Source organism: Priestia sp. TRM10, assembly GCF_057808375.1.
Genome location: NZ_JBJZOT010000007.1, coordinates 51349 through 71069, shown reverse-complemented (window position 1 = coordinate 71069; position 19721 = coordinate 51349). Strand labels below are relative to the sequence as shown.

The window sequence follows — 19721 nt, the reverse complement described above, 5'->3', positions numbered from 1 at the left end:
CTGTTATTTTATGGATAATATCTGCCATAAAAAAAGACATCGTCTTTTAAAGCGATGTCCTTACCTATCTTTCAAAAGAAAACGACTTTATTATTGTATGAGAAGATGATTGCTTTTATCTCTTCTATACTAAAATCGTTTTCTAAATATAAGATAGCTTCATTCTAGATTTTTTTCAATTTTTAGTCAATTAATCTATCCAAAATAACGGTGATAAACTTTCTTTGCTTCTTTAATATCTTTTAAACCGTGTAAAAATACGCGTCCATCTTTAAAAAGGACAATGCGGATGTCTCCCTCTTCAAAAGAAAGTAAAAATGGATTTCGCTTTACGGTATGTGTTGAACTCAAATCTTTCTCAATTCTCATTAAGTCTACTTCTTCTCTTTTCGGCACACGAATCTGAACTGTGTCTCTCCCACAAAGCACAGCTGTTTTAAGCTGATTTTCATATTTTAGATGTGGATAGAGGGGGGATATTCCACAAGACGGGCAATCATCCCTTTTTAGCTTGTCAACGGAAATAGCTGTTTGCTGGTTTTTCCATAAATCAAATGAAACAAGTTTACGATTAACGGCTTCAAAATCTTCTACAAGAATCTTCATTGCCTCTGCCACTTGATAAGCCGTAACCATCATAACAGCGGGAGCTATAATTCCAACTGTATCACATGTTGCACCGCCAAGCGGGACAGTCTTCATTAAACAATGTAGACAAGGAGTGTTTCCAGGTAAAATAGTATATGAAAGCCCATAACTTCCAACACATGCTCCATAAATCCACGGAATATTTTCACGTTGTGCCATATCATTAATAATAAAGCGAATATCAAAGTTATCTGTAGCATCCATAATTAAATCAACAGAATCTTGTTTTAAGAGACTTTCTAATTCAAGGGAAGTAACATCAAGCGTGTGTGCTTCTATTTCTACTTCACTATTAATTTGTTCTAATCGCTTTTTAGCAGCAATAGCTTTTGGCGTTTGCTCTTTCGCATCCTGCTCTGTATAAAGCTGTTGACGCTGAAGATTACTCCATTCTACGTAATCTCGGTCAACAATGGTGAGTTTACGAATGCCTGCTCGTACTAGCGCTTCTGCATTGCCAGTACCAAGTGCTCCTGCTCCAATCATAAGCACATGTTTTTTCGCAATATTCCCTTGTCCTTTCTTTCCAATTGGAGCAAAAAGCTCTTGTCTTGAGTAACGAGTCATTAACTAACTGTCATCCCTTCCTTTGGGCTACTCGCTGTAGCATATCGCTTCGCTGGAATACGACCTGCTCTGAATGCTTTGTGCCCAGCTATAATACTATCTCTCATTGCTTCTGCCATCAAAACTGGATCATTAGCTCCTGATACAGCCGTATTTAAAAGAACCCCATCTGCACCTAGTTCCATTGCGCGTGCTGCATGAGAAGCTGTACCAATCCCTGCATCTACAATAACAGGTACATTTGCTTGTTCAATAATAAAACTTAAGTTCAGCTCATTAAGGATTCCTTGTCCTGAACCAATTGGAGCTGCTGCTGGCATAATGGCATGTACTCCTAATTCCTCTAACTTTCTTGCTAATACAACATCATCTGAAGTGTATGGTAGCACAGTAAATCCCTCTTTTAAAAGCTCTTCGCTTGCTTTTAATGTTTCTACAGGATCTGGAAGAAGCGTTTTATCACAACCGATTACTTCAACCTTTACCATATCACAAAGTCCAGAAGCTTTGGCTAGTTTAGCAATTCGAACAGCTTCCTCAGCTGTTTTCGCTCCCGCTGTGTTCGGTAATAGTGTATAATTCTTAACGTTAAGCTCTTCTAGCAAATCCGGTTGTGCCTGATCAAAGATATTCATTCTTCTAACTGCAAACGTCAAAATCTCTGTCTCTGAAGCCTCAACTGCTTTTTTCTGAATCTCATAGTTTGGAAATTTTCCTGTACCTAATAGTAAACGTGATTGAAATGAATAAGAACCAATCTTTAACATTATTATCCTCCTCCAACAAATGACACAATTTCAAATGTGTCTCCATCTTGAATATTTTCGTTTATGTGATCTTCTTTTTCTAAAATTGTTCCATTTTTCTCTACAACCAATATTTTGTTTTCCATTCCATATGCTGCTAAAAGTTCATAAACATTACTAATATGTGGCTCTACCTTAATATTTTCACCGTTTATCTTGCAGTTCATCTGTTATCCTCCTTTCAAAGAGTAAGCTCTTTCCGGTGAGAAAGCGTTAAAAAAATGCTCTTTTGGCTGAGTACCGTTAATAAGATCTCTCATCAATTCTCCTGTTTTAGCACTGAGTAAAATCCCGTTTCGGTAATGTCCATATGCTAAAAAACAACCTTTCATATAAGGACTTTCTCCTAAGTAAGGCCATCCATCATCTGTTTGAGGCCGCAGACCTGTCCAAGATTTTAAGAAAACAGAGTGAGAAAGTTCAGGAATTAGCTCCTTCGCTTTTTCAAAAAGCTTGCTCATCCCTCCGAACGTAACAGCTCTATCGAATGTATGCGGTGTTCTTGTTGCGCCGACTAGAAGTTTTCCTCCTGCTTTTGGGACAATGTAGAAAGCTTCTCGTGTATAAATGGTATGCTCTAAAATCGGTTTGTTTGATTTAAGAAGCATACACTCTCCTTTAACAGGATAAACATTTTTCTCTGTTACATATGGAAGTAGTTTGCTTGTCCATGCTCCTGTTGTGACAACAACAGATGAAGCTGCAAAAGTACCTTGTGACGTAACAACTCCTTTAACATACCCATTTTCTTCAATAATCTGAGAAACGTGACAATATTCATAGAGATCTCCTCCATAAACAGCTGTGCCATATGCAAGCGCTTTTGTATATTTAAAAGCATTAAGCTGCCCGTCATTCGGTAAGAAAATCCCCCCTTTAATTGTTGAAGAAAGCATTGTTTCCCTTTTTTTCAGTTCACTTGTTGTTAACCATTCAACAGACAGATCCCATTTTTTATAGGTGCTAAATTTCCTCTTCAATTCTTCGAACCCGTCCTCTGTCGTTGCTACCTTTAATACTCCTTTTTCGATAAGCTCTGCGTCAATTCCCGTTAGTTCTCTCAGTTCGTTTACACGATTTTTAAAGAGTTCTCGGCTACTTAGCGCAAATTGCAAGAGAGGACCTTCTTCATCAATTTCAGCTTGTGCTCCTAAAATACCCGCAGCAGCTCGTGAGGCACCACTGCTTATTTCTCCTTGCTCCACAACAGCGACCTTTTTATGTTGTTTGGCAAGCTCATATGCAATGGAACAGCCTATCACACCGCCTCCAATGACTATTACATCATACTCTTTCACAGTGTTCGCTCCCATTTAATAAATTCCAGCAAGCTCTAGCTGTTTCACCTGGAGCTTCTGTTTGAAACAAACCGGACATAAGTGCAATGCCTGCAGCATTCGTTTCTTTCACTTTTCCTATGTTACTTATATTAATGCCTCCAATTCCAATAACAGGGATAGATAGTTCTTCAACAATCTGAGCTAGTTCCTGTACACCGCGAGGCTTTTTTCCTTGTTTTGAAGAGGTTTCATATAAATGACCGAAAACAACGTAATCAGCTCCATCCTGTTCACTTTGCTTTGCTTCTTCTAACGAATGAACAGACTTTCCAACATAAAGATGTGGAAAAGCTTTCTTCACATCTTTAACGCTTAAGCTATGATAAGCAAGATGAACTCCCCTTAATCCTCTTACTAAAGCTATATCAACGCGATCATTCACAATTAATTTAGCTGGAGATATTCCTTGCTTTAGTATGGAATCAATAAGATTATTAAGCTCATGAGCTGTCTTTTTCTTTTCTCTAATTTGAATAAGTTCTACGTACGGATCAATAGATTTAATATTTCGAATTATCTTCTCAAAAGGTTGTTCTCCAGATGTTACCGCATATAAAAATGCCACAATTTCACCTCTTTAAAAAACTAAAAACCACCCATACAAGCGTAAGGGTGGTTTGAATAAACATTTTTAGATTATTAAAAAACGTTTGCCACACTTCCCTACGCTGGTACAAACCAGATCCGGTTCAAAGAGTTCAGAAATATATTTCCGTCTCAGCTATTCACAATAGCACCCCTAGTGATGATGTTTTATATAATTTTCCTTCATTATAACAAACTACTAAGAAATGACAAGCCTATTCTTTTTTGTGTTCATTATTTTTTAATCTTCCAGCGCGTTTTACTGCTTCACGTAACAAAAATTCAATGTGGCCATTCACGCTTCGAAACTCATCTTGCGCCCAGCGCTCAAGGATTTTATGAAGTTCTGGGTCAATTCGCAGCGGAAAGTTTTTTTTCTTAGCCATAAAACTAGTAAAGACTACCTGTATTAATGACTGGCTGCGTTCCTCTATCCGAGATAATCGCCACCATTAAATTATTGACCATGTTAACTTTCCGCTCTTCGTCAAGCTCTAAAACGTGATCACGATCAAGCTGTTCAACAGCCATTTGAGCCATCGAAACAGCACCTTCAACAATTTTCTTACGAGCTGATAAAATAGCTGAAGCTTGCTGACGCTGTAACATTGCACTAGCAATTTCCGTTGAATAAGCAAGGTGAGTTAATCTTGTTTCAATTACTTCAACACCTGCAACAGCTAAACGCTCCTGAAGCTCCCGCGCCATTTCTTTTGACACTTCATCAGCATTTCCTCGAAGAGTAATTTCTTCTGTTGTAAATGTATCATACGGATATTTTGTGGCAACATGACGTATTGCGGTTTCACTTTGAATTTCAACAAATTCTTCATATTGATCAACATCGAATACTGCTTTAGCTGCATCAACAACTTTAAATACGATAACAGCAGCAATTTCAATTGGATTTCCTTCTACATCATTTACTTTTAAACGCTTGCTATTAAAGTTGCGTACGCGCAGAGAAACGGTTCTTCTCGTACTAAAAGGGATCGTCATGAATAATCCACTATCACGAATCGAACCCAAATAATCTCCAAAAAAGATAATCACTTTTGACTGATTTGGCTGCACAATCGTAATGCCTGTAGCTAGTACTGCCCCTACAATAACAAGAAGAACAGCAAGAATTACATTTTCTTCAGCAAATGAAACAACAGCAAAAGCTAAAAGAAGAAGAATGACAACTACCCCTAGATATCCATTCATATAAAATGCTTTCTTTTCCTTCATTTCAACACTCCTTTTTATTAATATTTAATTTATATCATTATGATATCACTTTTGTATATAATTGTAAATTAAATCATTAAGCAAATCTTTTTTGTTTCCTTCCTTATTTGGTTATCCTAATATCGGAGGTGATGATAAGTGCGGAAAGGACAACTAACAGATATCCCTGAGATTGCAGCATTAGCAAAGCAATCCATTAAAATGATGAATGCTCAAGGAAACAACCAGTGGGATGAAACCTACCCAACGGAAGAATCTTTTAGAGAAGATATTCGTAGCGGCACCCTATATGTTCAAGAAGAACAAGGGAAAATTGCTGGTTCAGCGACGATTGATATGGTTGAGGGAAAACCGTACAAACAAATAAAGTGGCGCTCAGATGAAAAGGCACTTGTCTTGCACCGTCTTCTTGTAAATCCGGAAGTAAGAGGAAAAGGCGTTGCTTCTGCTTTTATGGACTTCTTCGAACATCTTGCAGGAGAACAAGACATTTCCTATTTAAAAACAGATACATCTTCTTTAAATAAGCCAGCGCAAAAGCTCTTTGAGCGCAAAGGCTTTCAAAAGGTTGGAGAAATGTATTTTGAAGGAAAAGAAGATGAATTTTATGGATATGATAAATTTCTTTCACACTAAAAAAGAGCGGAATTTCCCCGCTCTTTTTACATACCGTAATATCCTAAATAAAAAAGCCCAATTGTTCCTGCAAAAGAAAGTAGAATATAACCAAAAAACAAAAAGTATGCTTTCTTTTGAAGAAGACCCATTGCCTCAACACTAAATGTTGAAAAGGTCGTAAATGCTCCAAAAAACCCTGTGCCTACCAAAAGATAGAGAGAGCTTGTTGAAGATAAAGGAAAAGCAAAATGATAAAATACACCAAGTCCTAGTCCTCCAACCGCATTCACGATAAGCATTGATAATGGCATCTTTGATTTTTTAGTCCAGGCTAGAAAAATAAGGCCAAGCCAGTAGCGACAAAGTGCACCAATGCTTCCTCCAACTATAACAAAAAGGGCACTCACTTCCTTACACCTCGTTCCTTCACAAACATTCTTACAAACCTAGTACCTAAAAAGACAGCAAGAAGACCAAATCCAAGAGAAATACTAATGTAAAGAAGAAACGCCTCTGTACTTTTTAAAAAGACGGCATCAAAAGCCAAGGTAGAGAATGTTGTAAACCCACCACAAACCCCTGTGCCAAGCCCTACCTTAATCCACTCTCTTCGTGTTCGCAAACTAAAATAAGCTGTCAGCGCTCCTAATACAAAACTTCCAACTATATTTTGAAAAAGTGTGTGATATGGAAAGCTGCCGTGTGGAATCCAAAGAGTTGTAACAAACCGCAAATATGCCCCTAAAGCCCCTCCAACAGCTACAGCTATAGAATTTTTCAATATGTATCACGTTCTTTCTGTTATTTCATTTTTTATTGTCCTCTTTTTTGTTTTCTTTGTAAACCACCCACATTTCTTCTTTTTCGTTTGTTCCTTTGCCATTCTTTTCTTATAATAAAGAAGAGATTAATAAAGGAGCGAAAACGATGAGCGAACATGAGCAAGAACAAACTCATTTGGATATTGATGAAGAAACGCTTTTTATCGTATCCCAAACATTCAAGGCTTTATCAGATCCAACCCGCCTACGGATACTACATCTACTTTTTCAAGGCGAACACTCTGTGTCAGATATCGCTGCAAAACTATCGCTGCTTCAATCTACAGTTTCCCATCAGCTTCGATTTTTAAAAAACTTGCGCTTAGTTAAGTTTCGTCGTGAAGGAACAACCCTTTACTATTCACATGATGACAAACATGTTATTGATTTGCTACAACAAGCAATTGAACATGCACAGCACCATTAAAAAAGAGAGGACATTCTTCCTCTCTTTTTTAATTGCAGTGACCACACATATCCTGGTGTTTATCAACTTGAATTGTCGTATGTTCAATATGAAAAGCATGACTCAATATATGTTTAACTTCTGTCATAATTTGCTCATACCGATTAAAATCTTCTACTACAATATGACAACTCAAAGCAGGAAAATCTGAAGAAATTGACCATATATGAAGATCTCGCACCCCTTTAATTCCATCTATTGTTAGCAATTTCTCTTTAATTTTTTCAGTATTTAAGTTGGACGGCGTTCCTTCCATTAAGACATGAAACGAATCTCTCGTCACTCTTATCCCACTGACAATAACAAGGAAAGCAACGATAATACTTGCAACAGAATCTGCCCAGTTCCATCCAAATAGTAAAATAAGGACAGCTGCTACAATCGCTCCAATTGAGCCAAGCAAGTCTCCTAAAACGTGCAAAAATGCGCTTCTTACATTCAAATTATCATGATGATCTCCTTTCATTAACAGAAAGGCCGCTACAATGTTTACAACAAGCCCCACTGATGAAATGATGATCATTCCTGTACTCATCACTTCAGGAGAAGTTAAAAGACGATGAAAAGCTTCCAAAAGAATATAAAGTGAAATGAAAATAAGAGCAAGGCCATTTAAAAAAGCAACTAATATGTCAAATCGTTTATATCCGTATGTTTTTGTATTTGTTGCTTTTTTCTCCCCCATCTTAATCGCAAATAAACTAAGACCTAAGGAGACAGCATCACTTAGCATATGCCCAGCATCAGAAAGTAAAGCAAGACTATTTGTCATGATTCCACCAATCACTTCTACTACTAGATAAAAAGAAATGAGGAAAAAGGATAGCGTTAACGCTTTCTTGTTATTTGTATGATGATGACTATGATTATGCCCCATATTTCTCTCTCCCCCCTTATATGATTATATGCTCATATGTTAATTGTTACATTTTTTTCTGCCTTCTTCAAGTTTCTATTCTCTCTCTCTTGAAAAGGATACATACACATTTATTCTTTTCACTTTTTCGTTAAACATATTGTCCACAAGTTTTCATTTGTCAGAAAACAAGGATTCAGAGATAATAAAAAAAGAGTCTTGCTAAGGAGGAATAGCTATGGAGAGGATACAAATTGCTGAAAATTTATCATTTTCTCGTATTATTCATGGATTATGGCGGTTAGAAGATTGGAAATACTCATCAAAAGAAACACTCGAACTCATTGAATATTGCTTAAGTGAAGGTATTACAACGTTTGATCATGCAGACATTTATGGAAGTTACCTTTGTGAAGAAAAATTTGGGGAAGCCCTTTCTCTTAAACCTTCTCTTCGAGACAAGATAGAGCTTGTCACAAAGTGCGGTATTGTCTTACCATCAAAGCAACGTCCTCAACACACTTCACATTACTATAATACAAGTTATGAGCACATTTTATTATCTGCTCACAACTCATTGAAAGCCCTTAAAACAGACTATATTGACTTGTTACTCATTCATAGACCAGATCCATTTATGAATCCAGAAGAAGTTGCTGAAGCTTTTTCAACTCTTCATCATGAAGGAAAAGTACGTCATTTTGGGGTTTCAAACTTTAAAGATCATCAGTTTCGTATGCTGGAATCTTACCTTGACTTTCCACTTGTCACAAACCAGCTTGAACTGTCTCCTTCCAACTTAGAAAACTTTCTAGATGGAACGCTTAATTTTTGTCAAGAAAAACGGATTCCTCCAATGGCATGGTCACCGCTTGGTGGTGGAAGCATTTTTACGGAACAAGACGAAAAATCACTCCGTCTTCACGCTACTCTAAAAAAAGTCGGAGAAGAGCTTGGAATCGCAGAGATCGATAAAGTTATCTACTCATGGCTTCTTGCTCATCCTGCCCGCATTATGCCAATTGTCGGCTCAGGTAAGAAAGAACGGATTCATAACGCTGTAGATGCTCTAAATTATTCTATTTCAACTGAGCAATGGTTTGAAATCTTACAAAGCTCAATGGGACATGAAGTGCCTTAATAAAAAAGCTAGCTTAGCAATTGCTAAGCTAGCTTTTTTAGAAGCGAATATATCCATATCCTATTGATACAAGAACTGCAACAAGAACAATCAATAAAATAAAGAAAGCACCTGTTGGTTCGTTTCTTCTCTTTCTTAAAATCGTCATTTCCATTAGTCCAATTGCAAGAACTGCAATAACAAGTTTTACGATAAACACGGTTTGTAATGCGCCAAGTGCAAGCATTCCAATACCTGATACAAGCATGATTACGTAAAATAAACGTAAAATCATATGTGTGATTTTCTGTTTACTAAAGATATAGCTTATAAGATAAAGTACAACAAGCACTCCCCAAGAACCTTGGTGTGCTTTGAAAAAGATTTCCCATAAATCCATGTTTTCTCCCCCAACTCTCTCTTAAGTTTTACTTTTACATTAGGTTCATTTTAATTTTATAGAGGTTTCTATCTAGTGACAATGCTTTTATAATATTTTTTACAAACTGTTCAAGAATTAAACTCTTTTTAAAAGAAGTAGAAATTTATCTACTTTTTAATCATATCAACATGAGGAATCCCCTCATCGTCATATGGTAATGTAATGGCTTGGAATCCAAAGCTTCCATAGAATTTCTCTAGATGAGCTTGAGCCTGAATTTTTATTGTTGTTTCACAAAGCTCTTCTTCTAAAAATCTAAGCGCTCTTTCCATAACCTCATAGCCTAAGCCACTTCCCCTAAAATCCTTATGAACAAGCACTCGTCCAATTGATGCTTCCTTATAGGAGACGCCTCTCGGTAAAATCCGCACATAGGCAACAATGGTCCCATCTTCTTCTTTAAATAAGTGGTAACACTCTTGATCTTTATCATCTGCTTCATGATACAAACAGTTCTGTTCCACAACAAAAACGTCGATACGTGCTTTTAAAATTGCATAAAGTTCCTTTGGGGTTAGGTTGTTGAATGGTTTTAGGGTAAAAGACATGATGACTCCTCCGTATTCTTTCGTAAAAAAAAGAGAGGATATTATTCCTCTCTTTTCTATCCTTACTTATTAATGACGATACTCGGCAGCAGTTTGGATTGCTTGATGATTTGTTAATTCTAAGAGTGTATTATCCATAACCCCTCCTGCAACTACAATTGATGCTATTACTGCAAAGACAGCTGTTAAAGCAATTTTCTTTTTCATAATTTTATTCTCTCCTTTGTATACTTTAGATTTTAGTTCAATATATTTAATCAATAAAGCCTATTGATTACCAAAATACTCTTCTATATCTTCTCTTACAACATCGGCATAAGCGGTATTTGACTGCAGCCTAAAAAAGCTTTCAGAACGCTGAAATGCCTCTAAGGCTTGCTCTTTTTCTCCTAAAAACATTAGAACTTCTGCCTTTTCATACCAAAGCTCTGCAAAAAGATATAATGAATTATTCTGCAAGCAAACATTAAGTCCTCTTTCAGCTTTTTCTAGCGATTTCTTGTATTCTCTTGCGTCACCTAAAGATTTAGATTGGTTAAATAAAAGTTTTTGATAAATTGTAGGATCATGGACGTAATCTAATTTTTTCCATTCCCCTATTGCTTTATTATGAAATGTTATTGCTTTATCAAGGTCCCCATTATGAGCATGAATGATAGCTAAGCTATTTAATATTTCACTTCTTCTATTAGAGGAACTTGGCTTAGCTGAATCTGAAAGTTCTAACGCCCCATTTAACAAATCCTGGGATTTCTTAAAATCACTAAAGATATGCTGTCTACAAATCCCTTCATGCCAAAGTAGAAATTGCTGATAATCTAAATCTTCTTTATACATTTCCGTTTTTTTCTCTTTTGAAATAATATCAAAAACCATCTTATAGTTGGTTTCATCAGTATAATAACGGATTAATTTCTTAACAGGCTGAATATACTCTTCTAGATTTTCTTCAAAAAAGTATTCCATCGGCGCCCCTAATCTTTGAGAGAGACGATATAAAATGATACTAGAGGGGATGCCTTCTCCTTTTTCAAACTTACTTACTTGTGATTGAGAACAAATGCCTTCAGCTAATTCAGACTGTCTTAAGCCTATCTTCTTTCTCAGGTTTTTAATCTTCTGTCCAATATAATACTCGTTCATACGTTCATCCCCTTGAACTCACTCTATTACTATTCTACTACAGACTTATCTCTATTTTAAGGGAAAGAAGGAAAAGTATAACATAAAAAAGTATCGATAATTCGAAAATGATTCTTTTTACCTAAATATATCCTTAAAATGTAAAATAATGATTTTTATGTCCTTTTTATCCCCTTATTACACGTCTTGCGTTAGAAATAAAGTATATTTCTCTCCTCTTCTTAAAATAATAAAAGAACACATTGTTCTCAATCGGTAAATAGACCTTTTATTAGCAGGATAATTCAATCAAGAAATTGATTTTATTGATAAATATTCCTACGTTTACGACATATGGTATACTGTACAAAAGAACTATGTACAAAAAGAAACTATTATTTAGAGTGCAAGAGGTGCGAATCCATGCGACAAGAAGCACGAAGGCAAAGAAGAAAAAATCGCAAGAAACGAACTCGGAATTTTTTAAGAATTTTATTGCTTCTATTTTTGGTTGTAGCAGGTTATTCAATTTATCAATACATACAAGGCTTTGATCGTTCTGATTCTAATCTTAATCAGTTTCAAGATTTTAAAGGAGCTGATGAGCTTCCAACACGGACAAATGTTTTAATTCTTGGTGGAGACGCCAGAGGTGAGGAAACACCGAGAACAGACACCATTATGATCGCACACTACAACTTTGATACAAACAAAGCAAAAGTAGTTTCTATCATGCGTGATTCTTATGTAAAGATTCCTGGTCACGGCAAAAATAAAATTAATGCAGCATACGCTATTGGCGGCCCAGAACTTCTTCGAAAAACAATTAAAGAGAATTTTGGAGTGAATGTTCACTATTATGCTATTGTTGACTTCAAAGGCTTTCCCAAAATTGTAGACACCATTGCTCCAGACGGAATTGAAGTGGACATTCCATATGAAATGTCACACGGTATCCATATGACTTTAAAGCCCGGTAAACAAACCCTTCACGGTGAGGAACTTCTTGGATATGTACGATTCCGCCATGATGCCCAAAGCGATTTTGGGCGGGTTAAAAGACAGCAGGAAGTCATCGGAAAACTAAAGGATCAAGCAGTTCAAGTGACAAACATCTTAAAAATTCCGAAGCTTGCAGGAATTGTAAATTCAAATCTTGAAACAAATTTAGGCACAGGTCAACTTGCATGGATCGGTAAAGAGTTTCTATCAAGCGATAACCGCGAAGTTGAAAGCTTCCGCCTCCCTATAGAAGACGGATTTACTGAAGAAAACCTAGGTGGTAGCATTGGCGCTGCTCTTGTTCTTGATATTGATAAAAATAAAGAAGCTTTACAAGATTTTTTAGATGATGAAAATGAAAAGTCGTCCAACCAATAAAGGTGGGCGGCTTTTTATATAAATTCTCGCTTAAACGTATAACTTTTTCTTTCAAAGCCTGCTTTTTCTTCATAGAAGCGGTGAGCATCGTGTCTCTGTAATCCAGATGAAAGAGTCATGTTAACACAATCCCACTTTTTCGATCTTTCCTCAACGAAACGTAGAAGTCTTTCACCATGTCCTTTTGAACGCTCCTTTTCACTCACAACAAGATCACAAACCCATACAGAATGACCATCATAAAGCGTCAGTTTAGGCATATATCCTGCTGCAGCAACAATTTCTCCTTTATCATTAAAAACTCCCGCTAGCTCATATTGATGAGCTTCCTTCGCTTCCTGAACCCGTTTTTTATACGTATCAATTGTTAAATGTGGTCTCAACTGATTTATAACAGGAAAAGCAGATAAAACTTCATCTTCATTTACTAATACTTTAATCATTTGTATCTCCTCCCCCTATTCATTTTCTCCCTACTTCTAATATACTACAATATGTTATCCTAATTATAGAAAAGAAAGAAAATTAATACAGTTATTATAAGGGAGATTAATCATTATTCTAGTTTTAAAAAGACCTTTTTTTCCTATTAGGAGCAGGGCTTATCTCATTTTTTATTAGTTTTGTATCTCCATCATTCGCATCCACACTCTCTTTTATATGGACGGGGCTTTTAATTTGGTTTATTACCGTTTTTATCCATGAGCTAGGGCATCTGTTCTTTGGCCAACTTGTTAGTCTTAGACTTAGCTTTCTTACTGCTGGGTCACTTACACTCTACAAAAGAGACGACAAACTCAAATTTTCAGAGAATAAACAAGAAACTCCCCCTGAATACAGGGGGAGCTTTTTTATACAAAATCTAAAAGTAGAAAAATATTAAGACCGATCACAAGTGCTGCTACTCCCCATGCTACAATCGTTGTTATTCGACGGTTCACAAGGCTTCCCATCAGTTTCTTATTGCTTGTAAACATAATTAAAGGAACAAGCGCAAAACCAATCCCAAACGATAAAATCACTTGGCTAATGACAAGCGCTTTTGTTGGATTAATTCCTAGCGCGATAATAACAATAGGAGGAACAATTGTTACAAAACGTCTAACATATAACGGAATCCGTTTTTTAATAAAGCCTTGCATTACCATATCCCCTGCCATCGTTCCAACAGACGAGCTAGAAAGACCAGCAATCAAAAGACCAATTCCAAAGAAAACGGCAGCTGCTGGGCCAACAAGATTTCCTAATTCAGTGTAGGCTACATCAATATCTTCTACATGAAGACCATTTTTGAAAAACAAAGCAGCAGCAACAATCAGCATACTTGCATTGACAGCTCCGGCAATAACCATTGCAATAACAATATCTACAAACTCAAACTGAAAGATTTTTTTACGTTCTGCTTCACTTTTTCCGACAACCCTTTTTTGAGTTAAACCTGAGTGTAAGTAAATTGCATGTGGCATCACTGTAGCTCCTAGAATTCCAACGGCTAACAATAAGCTATTCATTCCTTCTAGTCCTGGTACAAAGAGACCATGCATAACTGCTCCTGGTTCTGGTTTTGCATAAAACACTTCGATTACAAATGACAAGGCCACCATGAACAAGAGGCTGGTAATCCCCGCCTCAAGGCGTCTGACTCCTCGTCTTTGTAGCTCTAAAATTAAGAAAGAGCCAACAGCGGCAATACAAGCAGACGGTAAAAGGGGAATATGAAAAAGCAAGTTAAACCCTAAAGCAGCACCAATAAACTCAGCAAGATCTGTTGCCATAATAACAAGCTCTGCTTGAATCCACAGTCCAATGGAAACCCATTTAGAAAAACGCTCACTTGCTACTTCAGGTAAGTTTTTGCCTGTTGCAATCCCAAGCTTTGCTGATAAAGTTTGAATTAATAATGCCATAATATTGGAAAACAGAATAACCCACAGCAAAAGGTATCCATATTGAGACCCAGCTGAAATATTTGTCGCAAAGTTGCCTGGATCAATATAAGCAACAGCGGCAATAAAAGCAGGGCCTAAAAAAGGAAGAAAACGTCTTATTCCTTTTGTTTTTCCGCTTAAAACATGTTGAGCAGGATCTATTTTATCCATAAACTGTTCACTCATTTTATCACCTTTTTACTCCAGTCATTTATTTGTCGCAAAACTATCTATTTTTCTATCAACTATATTTTTTTACCTAATGCAACTTTTAACATTATAATATTCCTCTCCCTTCATATTGTCAATGAAGAAAGTGTCGAAAAATAAAAAGAGTAAAAAGAATTTTCTTCTTTTTACTCTTTTCCTATCTTTATAATAAGCGATGTAAGAAAACTGTAGCTATTTTAAAATAAATAAGCAGTGATAAAATATCGTTTAGCGTTGTAATCAGAGGTCCTGAAGCAATTGCAGGGTCAACCTTTAATTTGGATAATAAGAGCGGAATAATAGTTCCTGCAAGTGTTCCAATGATTAAAGTAAAAACAAGAGATGAACTTACAACAAAACTTAATACAAGACTTCCTTGCCAAACATAAGCAATAATAAAAAGCAAAATAGAACAAGTAATTCCAATTAAAGCTCCTACTCCAAATTCACGTAGGATAAGACGAGTAACAACCGCTTTGTTCATTTCTTGACCAACAATACCTCTTACAACAACAGCAAGCGACTGCGTCCCTGTATTTCCTGTCATTCCAGAAATGAGTGGCATAAAAAACGATAAGGCAACAACTTTTTGCAATGTTTCTTCAAACTGACTAATAATACTTCCTGAAATAAGTCCAACAAATAAAAGCAAAACAAGCCATGGAAGGCGTCGATAAGAAGCAACCCATACTTTTGTATCAAAATCGATTGATTTCCCTGTTGCTGAAAGCTTTTCAATGTCTTCATTCGCTTCTTGAATCACAACGTCAATAATGTCATCAACCGTAATAATCCCAACAAGCACATTATTTTCTTCAACAACTGGAATAGCTAGAAAATCATATCTTTCAATAATGCTCGCAACTTCTTCCTGGTCCATCTCCACAGGGACGGAAATAACACGTGAAAACATAATGTCTGCAATTTTCTCATCCATTTCAGCTAAGATTAAATCTCTGTATGAAACAACTCCCATGAGTTGCTTTTCATTATTAATCACGTAAATATAGTTAATGGATTCGGCAATTTCGGCGAAAATTTTTATTTTGTCTACTGTCTCTCTTACAGTGTATTGTTCAGGAATCCAAACATAGCGGTTGGTCATAATCCGTCCAGCTGTTTCAGCTTCGTATTCCATTAGTTTCTGAACTGCTGTAGATTCTTCTGTTGTCATCCCTGATAAATACTGCTCTTTCACATCTGGCGTTACTTCATCTAAAAGATGTGCAAGATCATCATTGTCCATTAAATCTAATACTTCCCCAAGGTCATTAACATTGATTTGTTCAACAAGCTCAAGTTGCTCGTCGCGATCAATTTCTTCAATAAGTGATGCTTGCTGCTCTGTTTCAAGTACATCTAAAAACTTAGGACGCTGTTCTTCTGAAAGCATCACATATATTTCAGCAATATCATAAGGCTGTAATTCTTCAAGAATTACTTGAATACCATTTGTTTTTTCTTGCTCCAGAAGATGCGAAATTCTTGCTACGATTTCTTCGTATGTCATATCTTGAATCATGATTGATTCCTCCTCTCTTATGCTGCAACAAATGCACAAAAAAACACACCTTAAGGAAGGTGTGTTTTTGTTTTTTTGCATACTAAATAACGCTTCATACCCTCCATTCGTAGAGCTTTAGCACTGTACGGCATAGGTTCTAAAACCAGCTACGTTAAGAATTACCTTATGTCGATAATTCCTGTTGACCCATTGGCGTCTTTGGACATTTTTGGGCAGCAGCATTTCTCCGTACAGGAGCCTCACCTAACGAGGTATATTCTTTTGTCTGTGATGAGTGTAGCTAACATTGTAGAATAAGTCAACTACCATTATAACTAAAAAAATGTTATTGTCCCCATTCTTCTACAACAATTTTTCCAATCATTTTTCCTTCTTCAACTTTTCCATGTGCTTTTCTCATATTTTCAGCATTGATTGGACTTATTGTTTCTTTTAGAGTGTGCTGTAAGTTCCCCTTTTCTAACTCTTCTCCAACCTTGTTTAAAATATGATGCTGTTCAATCATATCATCTGTTTCATAGAGAGGTCTTGTAAACATAAATTCCCAAAAGAAAGAAACGCTTTTATCTTGTAAAAGTTTTAAATCGATAGGCTCTTCATTTTCAACAATGGAGCAAATCTTCCCTTGTGGACGAATTACTTTCCCCATCTCTTCCTAATGTTTATCTGTGCTATGCAAACAGAAGATATTGTCAATACTCTCCATTCCATGATCTTTTAACTGTTCTTCCATTGATTCATAATGATTAATAATGAAATCGGCTCCAAGACCTTTACACCATTCACTTGTTTCAATACGAGAAGAGGTTGCAATAACAGTTAGCCCTGCCTGTTTCGCAAGCTGAATAGCAATAGAACCCACTCCGCCACCTCCATTAATAATCAAAATACTTTCTCCTTCTTGAACATGAAGACGTTGAAATAATCCTTCCCAAGCAGTAAGAGTTGTGAGAGGCATTGCCGCTGCTTCAGCAAAAGAGAGATTTTCAGGTTTTCGTCCAACAATGCGTTCATCAACAAGATGATATTGGCTGTTTGTGCCTTGTCTACCAATGCTTCCTACGTAGTAAACTTTATCCCCTTTTTTAAAAAGTGAACATTCTTCTCCTACGTCTTCAACAACACCTGAGGCATCAAAGCCAAGAATTTTTGGTTTCTCTTCTTCTCTATCTTTTGGTGCCCGAACTTTCGTATCAACAGGATTAACAGAGACTGCTTGGACATGAATTAATAAATCATGACCTGTAGGATGTCCTTGTTCGACTTCAACATCTACTAAACTCTCTTCTTTTGTTATTGGTAAGTATTTATAAAGACCAACCGCTTTCATCTTTTTTCCTCCTTATCATTCCTTCTATCTTGTACTTTCTTTTTATATTTTCCCACTTCAAAAAAGAAGAAACGCGAAAAGCCGCTGCGAGTTGGCAGCGGCTAAGTTAGCTTGTTTTATTTTGTTAATACGCGATGCATGAAGACAGAGAACTGATCACGCTTGATTTTTTCAAATGGAGCATATGTGCCATCCTCTTTCCCTGTTGTGATGCCATTTTGGTAAAGAATTTTGACATTCTCTTTATGAGAAGAAGATACAGAATCAAGATCTGATAGATTTACTTCTTTATTGTTTTTCTTTAAGTCAAATGCTTTAACAAGCACACTTGCCATTTGTTCACGAGAAAGCTTGTCATTTACACCAAACGTTCCATCTCCATAACCGTTAAAAATGCCTGCTTGTTTCAAAGCTGCAACAGCTTCAGCATATTCAGCATCCTTATCTACATCTTTAAATGAATTTAAATCTTGTGGAACAGGTAAATCTAGTGCACGTTGAAGCATAATTGCTGCTTGAACACGCGTTAACTGCTGTGATGGATTAAACTTTCCATTGCTTCCTTTTACAATGCCTTTTTCCGCTAATGCCATAATTGCTTCATAGCCAAATGTTTTCTCATTGATATCACTGAACTGAATTTTTTCGCTATCTCCATTACCTTTATGATTCTCTTCTAAAATTTTGAACATACGCTTGGCTTGATCAACGTTATCACTCATACCTGCAAACATTTCTTTTCCAGGTCCATATGCATAAACAGGAACATCTTCACCAGTATGTGCTGTTGTTGTCCACCCTGTATATGAATGCGCATCAATGATACGCTCAATAGCGTTGTCAATGTTTGTAACAAGAGCACTCTCATCTACTTTTTTCATATTTCCTGTCTCATCATCTACTTGTTGATCATTTTTAGCTGCTTCTTTTACGCTGTTTATTTCTTCTTTTGTTAATTCAAGGTCAAGGTACTTGCCTAATACAGATTCAACGCTCTCCCCATCAGCAATTTGCTGAGCCATAAAGTCTGGCGTGCGTTTCGCAGCTTTTACAGCTTCTGGAACCCATTTTTGTACACCTGCACCATTCTTATCATTTGCTCCTAATGTGAAACCACCTGTTGAATGATCAGCTGTTGCCACGACAAGCGTATGCTTGTCCTTTTTAGCAAATTCAATTGCTGACTCGTATGCTCTTTCAAAGTCTTCTACTTCACTCATTGCTCCTACAATATCATGGTCATGTGCTGCCCAATCAATTTGACTTCCTTCAACCATAAGGAAGAATCCATCTTCATCTTGTTCTAAACGCTCTAGCGCAGAATCTGTCATTTCTTTTAGTGAAGGATCTTCTTCAGAACGATCAAGCATTTTTGGCATTCCAACTTCAGAGAAAAGGCCTAAAACTTGTTTATTTTCGTCTTTCAACATATCTTCACGATTAGAAACATAGCTATATCCATCTTCTTGGAAGGATTTTGTCAAATCTTTATCATCTCTTTTAAAGTTTGTTAAACCTCCACCTAAAATAACGTCAATCTTATGTTCTCCATTGATCATTTCATTATAATAATCGTCTGCAATTCCATCTTTGTTTTTACGATCTGGATCATGCGCTCCAAATGAAGCTGGTGTTGCATCTGTTATATCTGATGTTGTAACAAGGCCTGTTGCTAAACCTTCTTCTTTTGCCTGCTCAAGAACTGTTTTTACTTCTTTTTTATTAGGATCAACAGAAACAGCTCCATTGTATGTTTTATGTCCTGTTGCTAAAGCTGTACCTGCCGCAGCTGAATCAGTTATGGTATTTTGGGCATATGGATATGTACTTTGTAAACCAACTAGATCCGGATCAAAAGCTGTTGGCTCCATCTTTTGTGTTTCTTTATTATCTTTCATATAACGCTGTGCTGTCGTATATGACGTTCCCATACCATCTCCAACAAGGAAAATGATATTTTTAATTTCTGGCTCTTTCTTCTCTGCCGCATCAACGCTTCCTGCTCCTCCGCCTAATAAACCGCTAATGGCAATGGTAGACATTGCTGCAAATGGAATTAACTTTTTCTTCATTGCTTTTTTGAACATTTCCGATTCTCTCCCCTGAATTAAGCTAGTTTTTCTTTACCACCTAAGATGATATCTTCCTTTCATTAATCTACTGTTAATCTAGCATT

General features: G+C 36.5%; 22 protein-coding genes, 1 pseudogene and 2 riboswitches. Of the genes and pseudogenes, 4 read left to right on the top strand and 19 right to left on the bottom strand.

Annotated elements, in window-relative coordinates:
- Positions 1-195: 195 nt before the first annotated feature.
- The 7 genes from ACK3CR_RS05525 to ACK3CR_RS05495 all read right to left on the bottom strand — a co-directional run bounded on the left by ACK3CR_RS05525 (position 196) and on the right by ACK3CR_RS05495 (position 5179).
- The gene (locus tag ACK3CR_RS05525; RefSeq protein WP_243514696.1) at positions 196-1215 is read right to left on the bottom strand and encodes a thiazole biosynthesis adenylyltransferase ThiF; all 1020 of its coding nucleotides are present in this window, start codon (positions 1213-1215) and stop codon (positions 196-198) included.
- Positions 1215-1982 (bottom strand): thiazole synthase, encoded by a 768-nt coding sequence (locus tag ACK3CR_RS05520; protein ID WP_243514697.1) that lies wholly within the window; start codon positions 1980-1982, stop codon positions 1215-1217. The genes ACK3CR_RS05525 and ACK3CR_RS05520 overlap by 1 nt, the downstream gene beginning before the upstream one ends.
- A 2-nt stretch (positions 1983-1984) precedes the next feature.
- Positions 1985-2188, bottom strand: coding sequence for a sulfur carrier protein ThiS (thiS, locus tag ACK3CR_RS05515; RefSeq protein ID WP_243514698.1), 204 nt, complete (start codon positions 2186-2188; stop codon positions 1985-1987).
- Between the two features lie 3 nt (positions 2189-2191).
- Positions 2192-3319 carry a glycine oxidase ThiO gene (gene thiO / locus ACK3CR_RS05510; protein ID WP_328123178.1) on the bottom strand — a complete coding sequence of 376 codons (1128 nt, stop codon included), beginning with the start codon at positions 3317-3319 and terminating at the stop codon, positions 2192-2194.
- Positions 3306-3926 (bottom strand): thiazole tautomerase TenI, encoded by a 621-nt coding sequence (gene tenI, locus ACK3CR_RS05505; protein WP_328123180.1) that lies wholly within the window; start codon positions 3924-3926, stop codon positions 3306-3308. The genes thiO and tenI overlap by 14 nt, the downstream gene beginning before the upstream one ends.
- Positions 3927-4004: 78 nt before the next feature.
- A riboswitch (TPP riboswitch) is annotated at positions 4005-4112 on the bottom strand.
- Between the two features lie 49 nt (positions 4113-4161).
- Entirely contained in the window at positions 4162-4332 is a 171-nt protein-coding gene (locus ACK3CR_RS05500; protein WP_019393938.1) for a type II toxin-antitoxin system antitoxin, read from the bottom strand.
- Positions 4333-4336: 4 nt separating this feature from the next.
- Positions 4337-5179 carry an SPFH domain-containing protein gene (locus ACK3CR_RS05495; protein WP_243514703.1) on the bottom strand — a complete coding sequence of 281 codons (843 nt, stop codon included), beginning with the start codon at positions 5177-5179 and terminating at the stop codon, positions 4337-4339.
- 138 nt (positions 5180-5317) lie between these two features.
- Between ACK3CR_RS05495 and ACK3CR_RS05490 the strand changes: the two genes are divergently transcribed.
- Positions 5318-5815: a GNAT family N-acetyltransferase gene (locus ACK3CR_RS05490; RefSeq protein ID WP_243514706.1), complete on the top strand. Its 498-nt coding sequence runs from the start codon at positions 5318-5320 to the stop codon at positions 5813-5815.
- 26 nt (positions 5816-5841) lie between these two features.
- Here the strand turns inward: ACK3CR_RS05490 and crcB are convergent, their stop codons facing one another.
- Positions 5842-6204, bottom strand: coding sequence for a fluoride efflux transporter CrcB (gene crcB / locus ACK3CR_RS05485; protein ID WP_243514727.1), 363 nt, complete (start codon positions 6202-6204; stop codon positions 5842-5844).
- Positions 6201-6578: a fluoride efflux transporter FluC gene (locus ACK3CR_RS05480; RefSeq protein ID WP_243514729.1), complete on the bottom strand. Its 378-nt coding sequence runs from the start codon at positions 6576-6578 to the stop codon at positions 6201-6203. Before ACK3CR_RS05480 ends, crcB begins: the two co-directional genes overlap by 4 nt.
- Positions 6579-6724: 146 nt before the next feature.
- On the opposite strand from ACK3CR_RS05480, the gene ACK3CR_RS05475 reads away from it, so the two are divergent.
- Positions 6725-7045 (top strand): ArsR/SmtB family transcription factor, encoded by a 321-nt coding sequence (locus tag ACK3CR_RS05475; RefSeq protein WP_019393943.1) that lies wholly within the window; start codon positions 6725-6727, stop codon positions 7043-7045.
- A 28-nt stretch (positions 7046-7073) separates the two neighbouring features.
- On the opposite strand, the gene ACK3CR_RS05470 is transcribed toward ACK3CR_RS05475, so the two are convergent.
- Positions 7074-7961 (bottom strand): cation diffusion facilitator family transporter, encoded by an 888-nt coding sequence (locus tag ACK3CR_RS05470; RefSeq protein WP_488975023.1) that lies wholly within the window; start codon positions 7959-7961, stop codon positions 7074-7076.
- A gap of 217 nt (positions 7962-8178) precedes the next feature.
- Here ACK3CR_RS05470 and ACK3CR_RS05465 point away from each other — a divergent pair, with 217 nt between their 5' ends.
- Positions 8179-9081, top strand: coding sequence for an aldo/keto reductase (locus ACK3CR_RS05465; RefSeq protein ID WP_488975022.1), 903 nt, complete (start codon positions 8179-8181; stop codon positions 9079-9081).
- Between the two features lie 37 nt (positions 9082-9118).
- Here the strand turns inward: ACK3CR_RS05465 and ACK3CR_RS05460 are convergent, their stop codons facing one another.
- The 4 genes from ACK3CR_RS05460 to ACK3CR_RS05445 all read right to left on the bottom strand — a co-directional run bounded on the left by ACK3CR_RS05460 (position 9119) and on the right by ACK3CR_RS05445 (position 11193).
- Complete coding sequence (locus ACK3CR_RS05460; protein WP_019393946.1) at positions 9119-9460, bottom strand: DUF1516 family protein; 342 nt, start codon at positions 9458-9460, stop codon at positions 9119-9121.
- A 149-nt stretch (positions 9461-9609) separates the two neighbouring features.
- Positions 9610-10050 carry a GNAT family N-acetyltransferase gene (locus ACK3CR_RS05455; RefSeq protein WP_243514735.1) on the bottom strand — a complete coding sequence of 147 codons (441 nt, stop codon included), beginning with the start codon at positions 10048-10050 and terminating at the stop codon, positions 9610-9612.
- Positions 10051-10119: 69 nt separating this feature from the next.
- Entirely contained in the window at positions 10120-10257 is a 138-nt protein-coding gene (locus tag ACK3CR_RS05450) for a hypothetical protein (RefSeq protein ID WP_172460265.1), read from the bottom strand.
- Between the two features lie 60 nt (positions 10258-10317).
- Complete coding sequence (locus ACK3CR_RS05445) at positions 10318-11193, bottom strand: helix-turn-helix domain-containing protein (protein ID WP_243514737.1); 876 nt, start codon at positions 11191-11193, stop codon at positions 10318-10320.
- Between the two features lie 333 nt (positions 11194-11526).
- On the opposite strand from ACK3CR_RS05445, the gene ACK3CR_RS05440 reads away from it, so the two are divergent.
- Positions 11527-12552, top strand: a complete 1026-nt coding sequence (locus tag ACK3CR_RS05440; RefSeq protein WP_480380971.1) for an LCP family protein — start codon at positions 11527-11529, stop codon at positions 12550-12552.
- A gap of 14 nt (positions 12553-12566) precedes the next feature.
- On the opposite strand, the gene ACK3CR_RS05435 is transcribed toward ACK3CR_RS05440, so the two are convergent.
- The 5 genes and pseudogenes from ACK3CR_RS05435 to ACK3CR_RS05415 all read right to left on the bottom strand — a co-directional run bounded on the left by ACK3CR_RS05435 (position 12567) and on the right by ACK3CR_RS05415 (position 19632).
- Entirely contained in the window at positions 12567-12995 is a 429-nt protein-coding gene (locus ACK3CR_RS05435) for a GNAT family N-acetyltransferase (protein ID WP_488975021.1), read from the bottom strand.
- A 408-nt stretch (positions 12996-13403) separates the two neighbouring features.
- Complete coding sequence (locus ACK3CR_RS05430; RefSeq protein ID WP_268582260.1) at positions 13404-14666, bottom strand: Nramp family divalent metal transporter; 1263 nt, start codon at positions 14664-14666, stop codon at positions 13404-13406.
- 187 nt (positions 14667-14853) lie between these two features.
- Positions 14854-16212 carry a magnesium transporter gene (mgtE, locus tag ACK3CR_RS05425; RefSeq protein WP_488975020.1) on the bottom strand — a complete coding sequence of 453 codons (1359 nt, stop codon included), beginning with the start codon at positions 16210-16212 and terminating at the stop codon, positions 14854-14856.
- A gap of 94 nt (positions 16213-16306) precedes the next feature.
- Positions 16307-16473, bottom strand: a riboswitch (M-box (ykoK) riboswitch).
- A gap of 67 nt (positions 16474-16540) precedes the next feature.
- A pseudogene (locus ACK3CR_RS05420) lies at positions 16541-17545 on the bottom strand (zinc-binding alcohol dehydrogenase family protein).
- A 116-nt stretch (positions 17546-17661) separates the two neighbouring features.
- Positions 17662-19632 carry an alkaline phosphatase gene (locus ACK3CR_RS05415; RefSeq protein ID WP_328123192.1) on the bottom strand — a complete coding sequence of 657 codons (1971 nt, stop codon included), beginning with the start codon at positions 19630-19632 and terminating at the stop codon, positions 17662-17664.
- Positions 19633-19721 lie beyond the last annotated feature (89 nt).

Bases quoted from the DNA above. Each gene is read 5' to 3' on its own strand.
- ACK3CR_RS05495 (WP_243514703.1), bottom strand. From the start codon at position 5,179: ATGAAGGAAAAGAAAGCATTTTATATGAATGGATATCTAGGGGTAGTT.
- ACK3CR_RS05440 (WP_480380971.1), top strand. From the start codon at position 11,527: ATGGTATACTGTACAAAAGAACTATGTACAAAAAGAAACTATTATTTA.
- ACK3CR_RS05435 (WP_488975021.1), bottom strand. From the start codon at position 12,995: ATGATTAAAGTATTAGTAAATGAAGATGAAGTTTTATCTGCTTTTCCT.
- ACK3CR_RS05455 (WP_243514735.1), bottom strand. From the start codon at position 10,050: ATGTCTTTTACCCTAAAACCATTCAACAACCTAACCCCAAAGGAACTT.
- thiS (WP_243514698.1), bottom strand. From the start codon at position 2,188: ATGAACTGCAAGATAAACGGTGAAAATATTAAGGTAGAGCCACATATT.
- ACK3CR_RS05445 (WP_243514737.1), bottom strand. From the start codon at position 11,193: ATGAACGAGTATTATATTGGACAGAAGATTAAAAACCTGAGAAAGAAG.
- ACK3CR_RS05525 (WP_243514696.1), bottom strand. From the start codon at position 1,215: ATGACTCGTTACTCAAGACAAGAGCTTTTTGCTCCAATTGGAAAGAAA.
- ACK3CR_RS05475 (WP_019393943.1), top strand. From the start codon at position 6,725: ATGAGCGAACATGAGCAAGAACAAACTCATTTGGATATTGATGAAGAA.
- ACK3CR_RS05460 (WP_019393946.1), bottom strand. From the start codon at position 9,460: ATGGATTTATGGGAAATCTTTTTCAAAGCACACCAAGGTTCTTGGGGA.
- ACK3CR_RS05430 (WP_268582260.1), bottom strand. From the start codon at position 14,666: ATGAGTGAACAGTTTATGGATAAAATAGATCCTGCTCAACATGTTTTA.
- ACK3CR_RS05465 (WP_488975022.1), top strand. From the start codon at position 8,179: ATGGAGAGGATACAAATTGCTGAAAATTTATCATTTTCTCGTATTATT.
- mgtE (WP_488975020.1), bottom strand. From the start codon at position 16,212: ATGATTCAAGATATGACATACGAAGAAATCGTAGCAAGAATTTCGCAT.
- ACK3CR_RS05450 (WP_172460265.1), bottom strand. From the start codon at position 10,257: ATGAAAAAGAAAATTGCTTTAACAGCTGTCTTTGCAGTAATAGCATCA.
- ACK3CR_RS05500 (WP_019393938.1), bottom strand. From the start codon at position 4,332: ATGGCTAAGAAAAAAAACTTTCCGCTGCGAATTGACCCAGAACTTCAT.
- ACK3CR_RS05520 (WP_243514697.1), bottom strand. From the start codon at position 1,982: ATGTTAAAGATTGGTTCTTATTCATTTCAATCACGTTTACTATTAGGT.
- ACK3CR_RS05470 (WP_488975023.1), bottom strand. From the start codon at position 7,961: ATGGGGCATAATCATAGTCATCATCATACAAATAACAAGAAAGCGTTA.
- ACK3CR_RS05415 (WP_328123192.1), bottom strand. From the start codon at position 19,632: ATGTTCAAAAAAGCAATGAAGAAAAAGTTAATTCCATTTGCAGCAATG.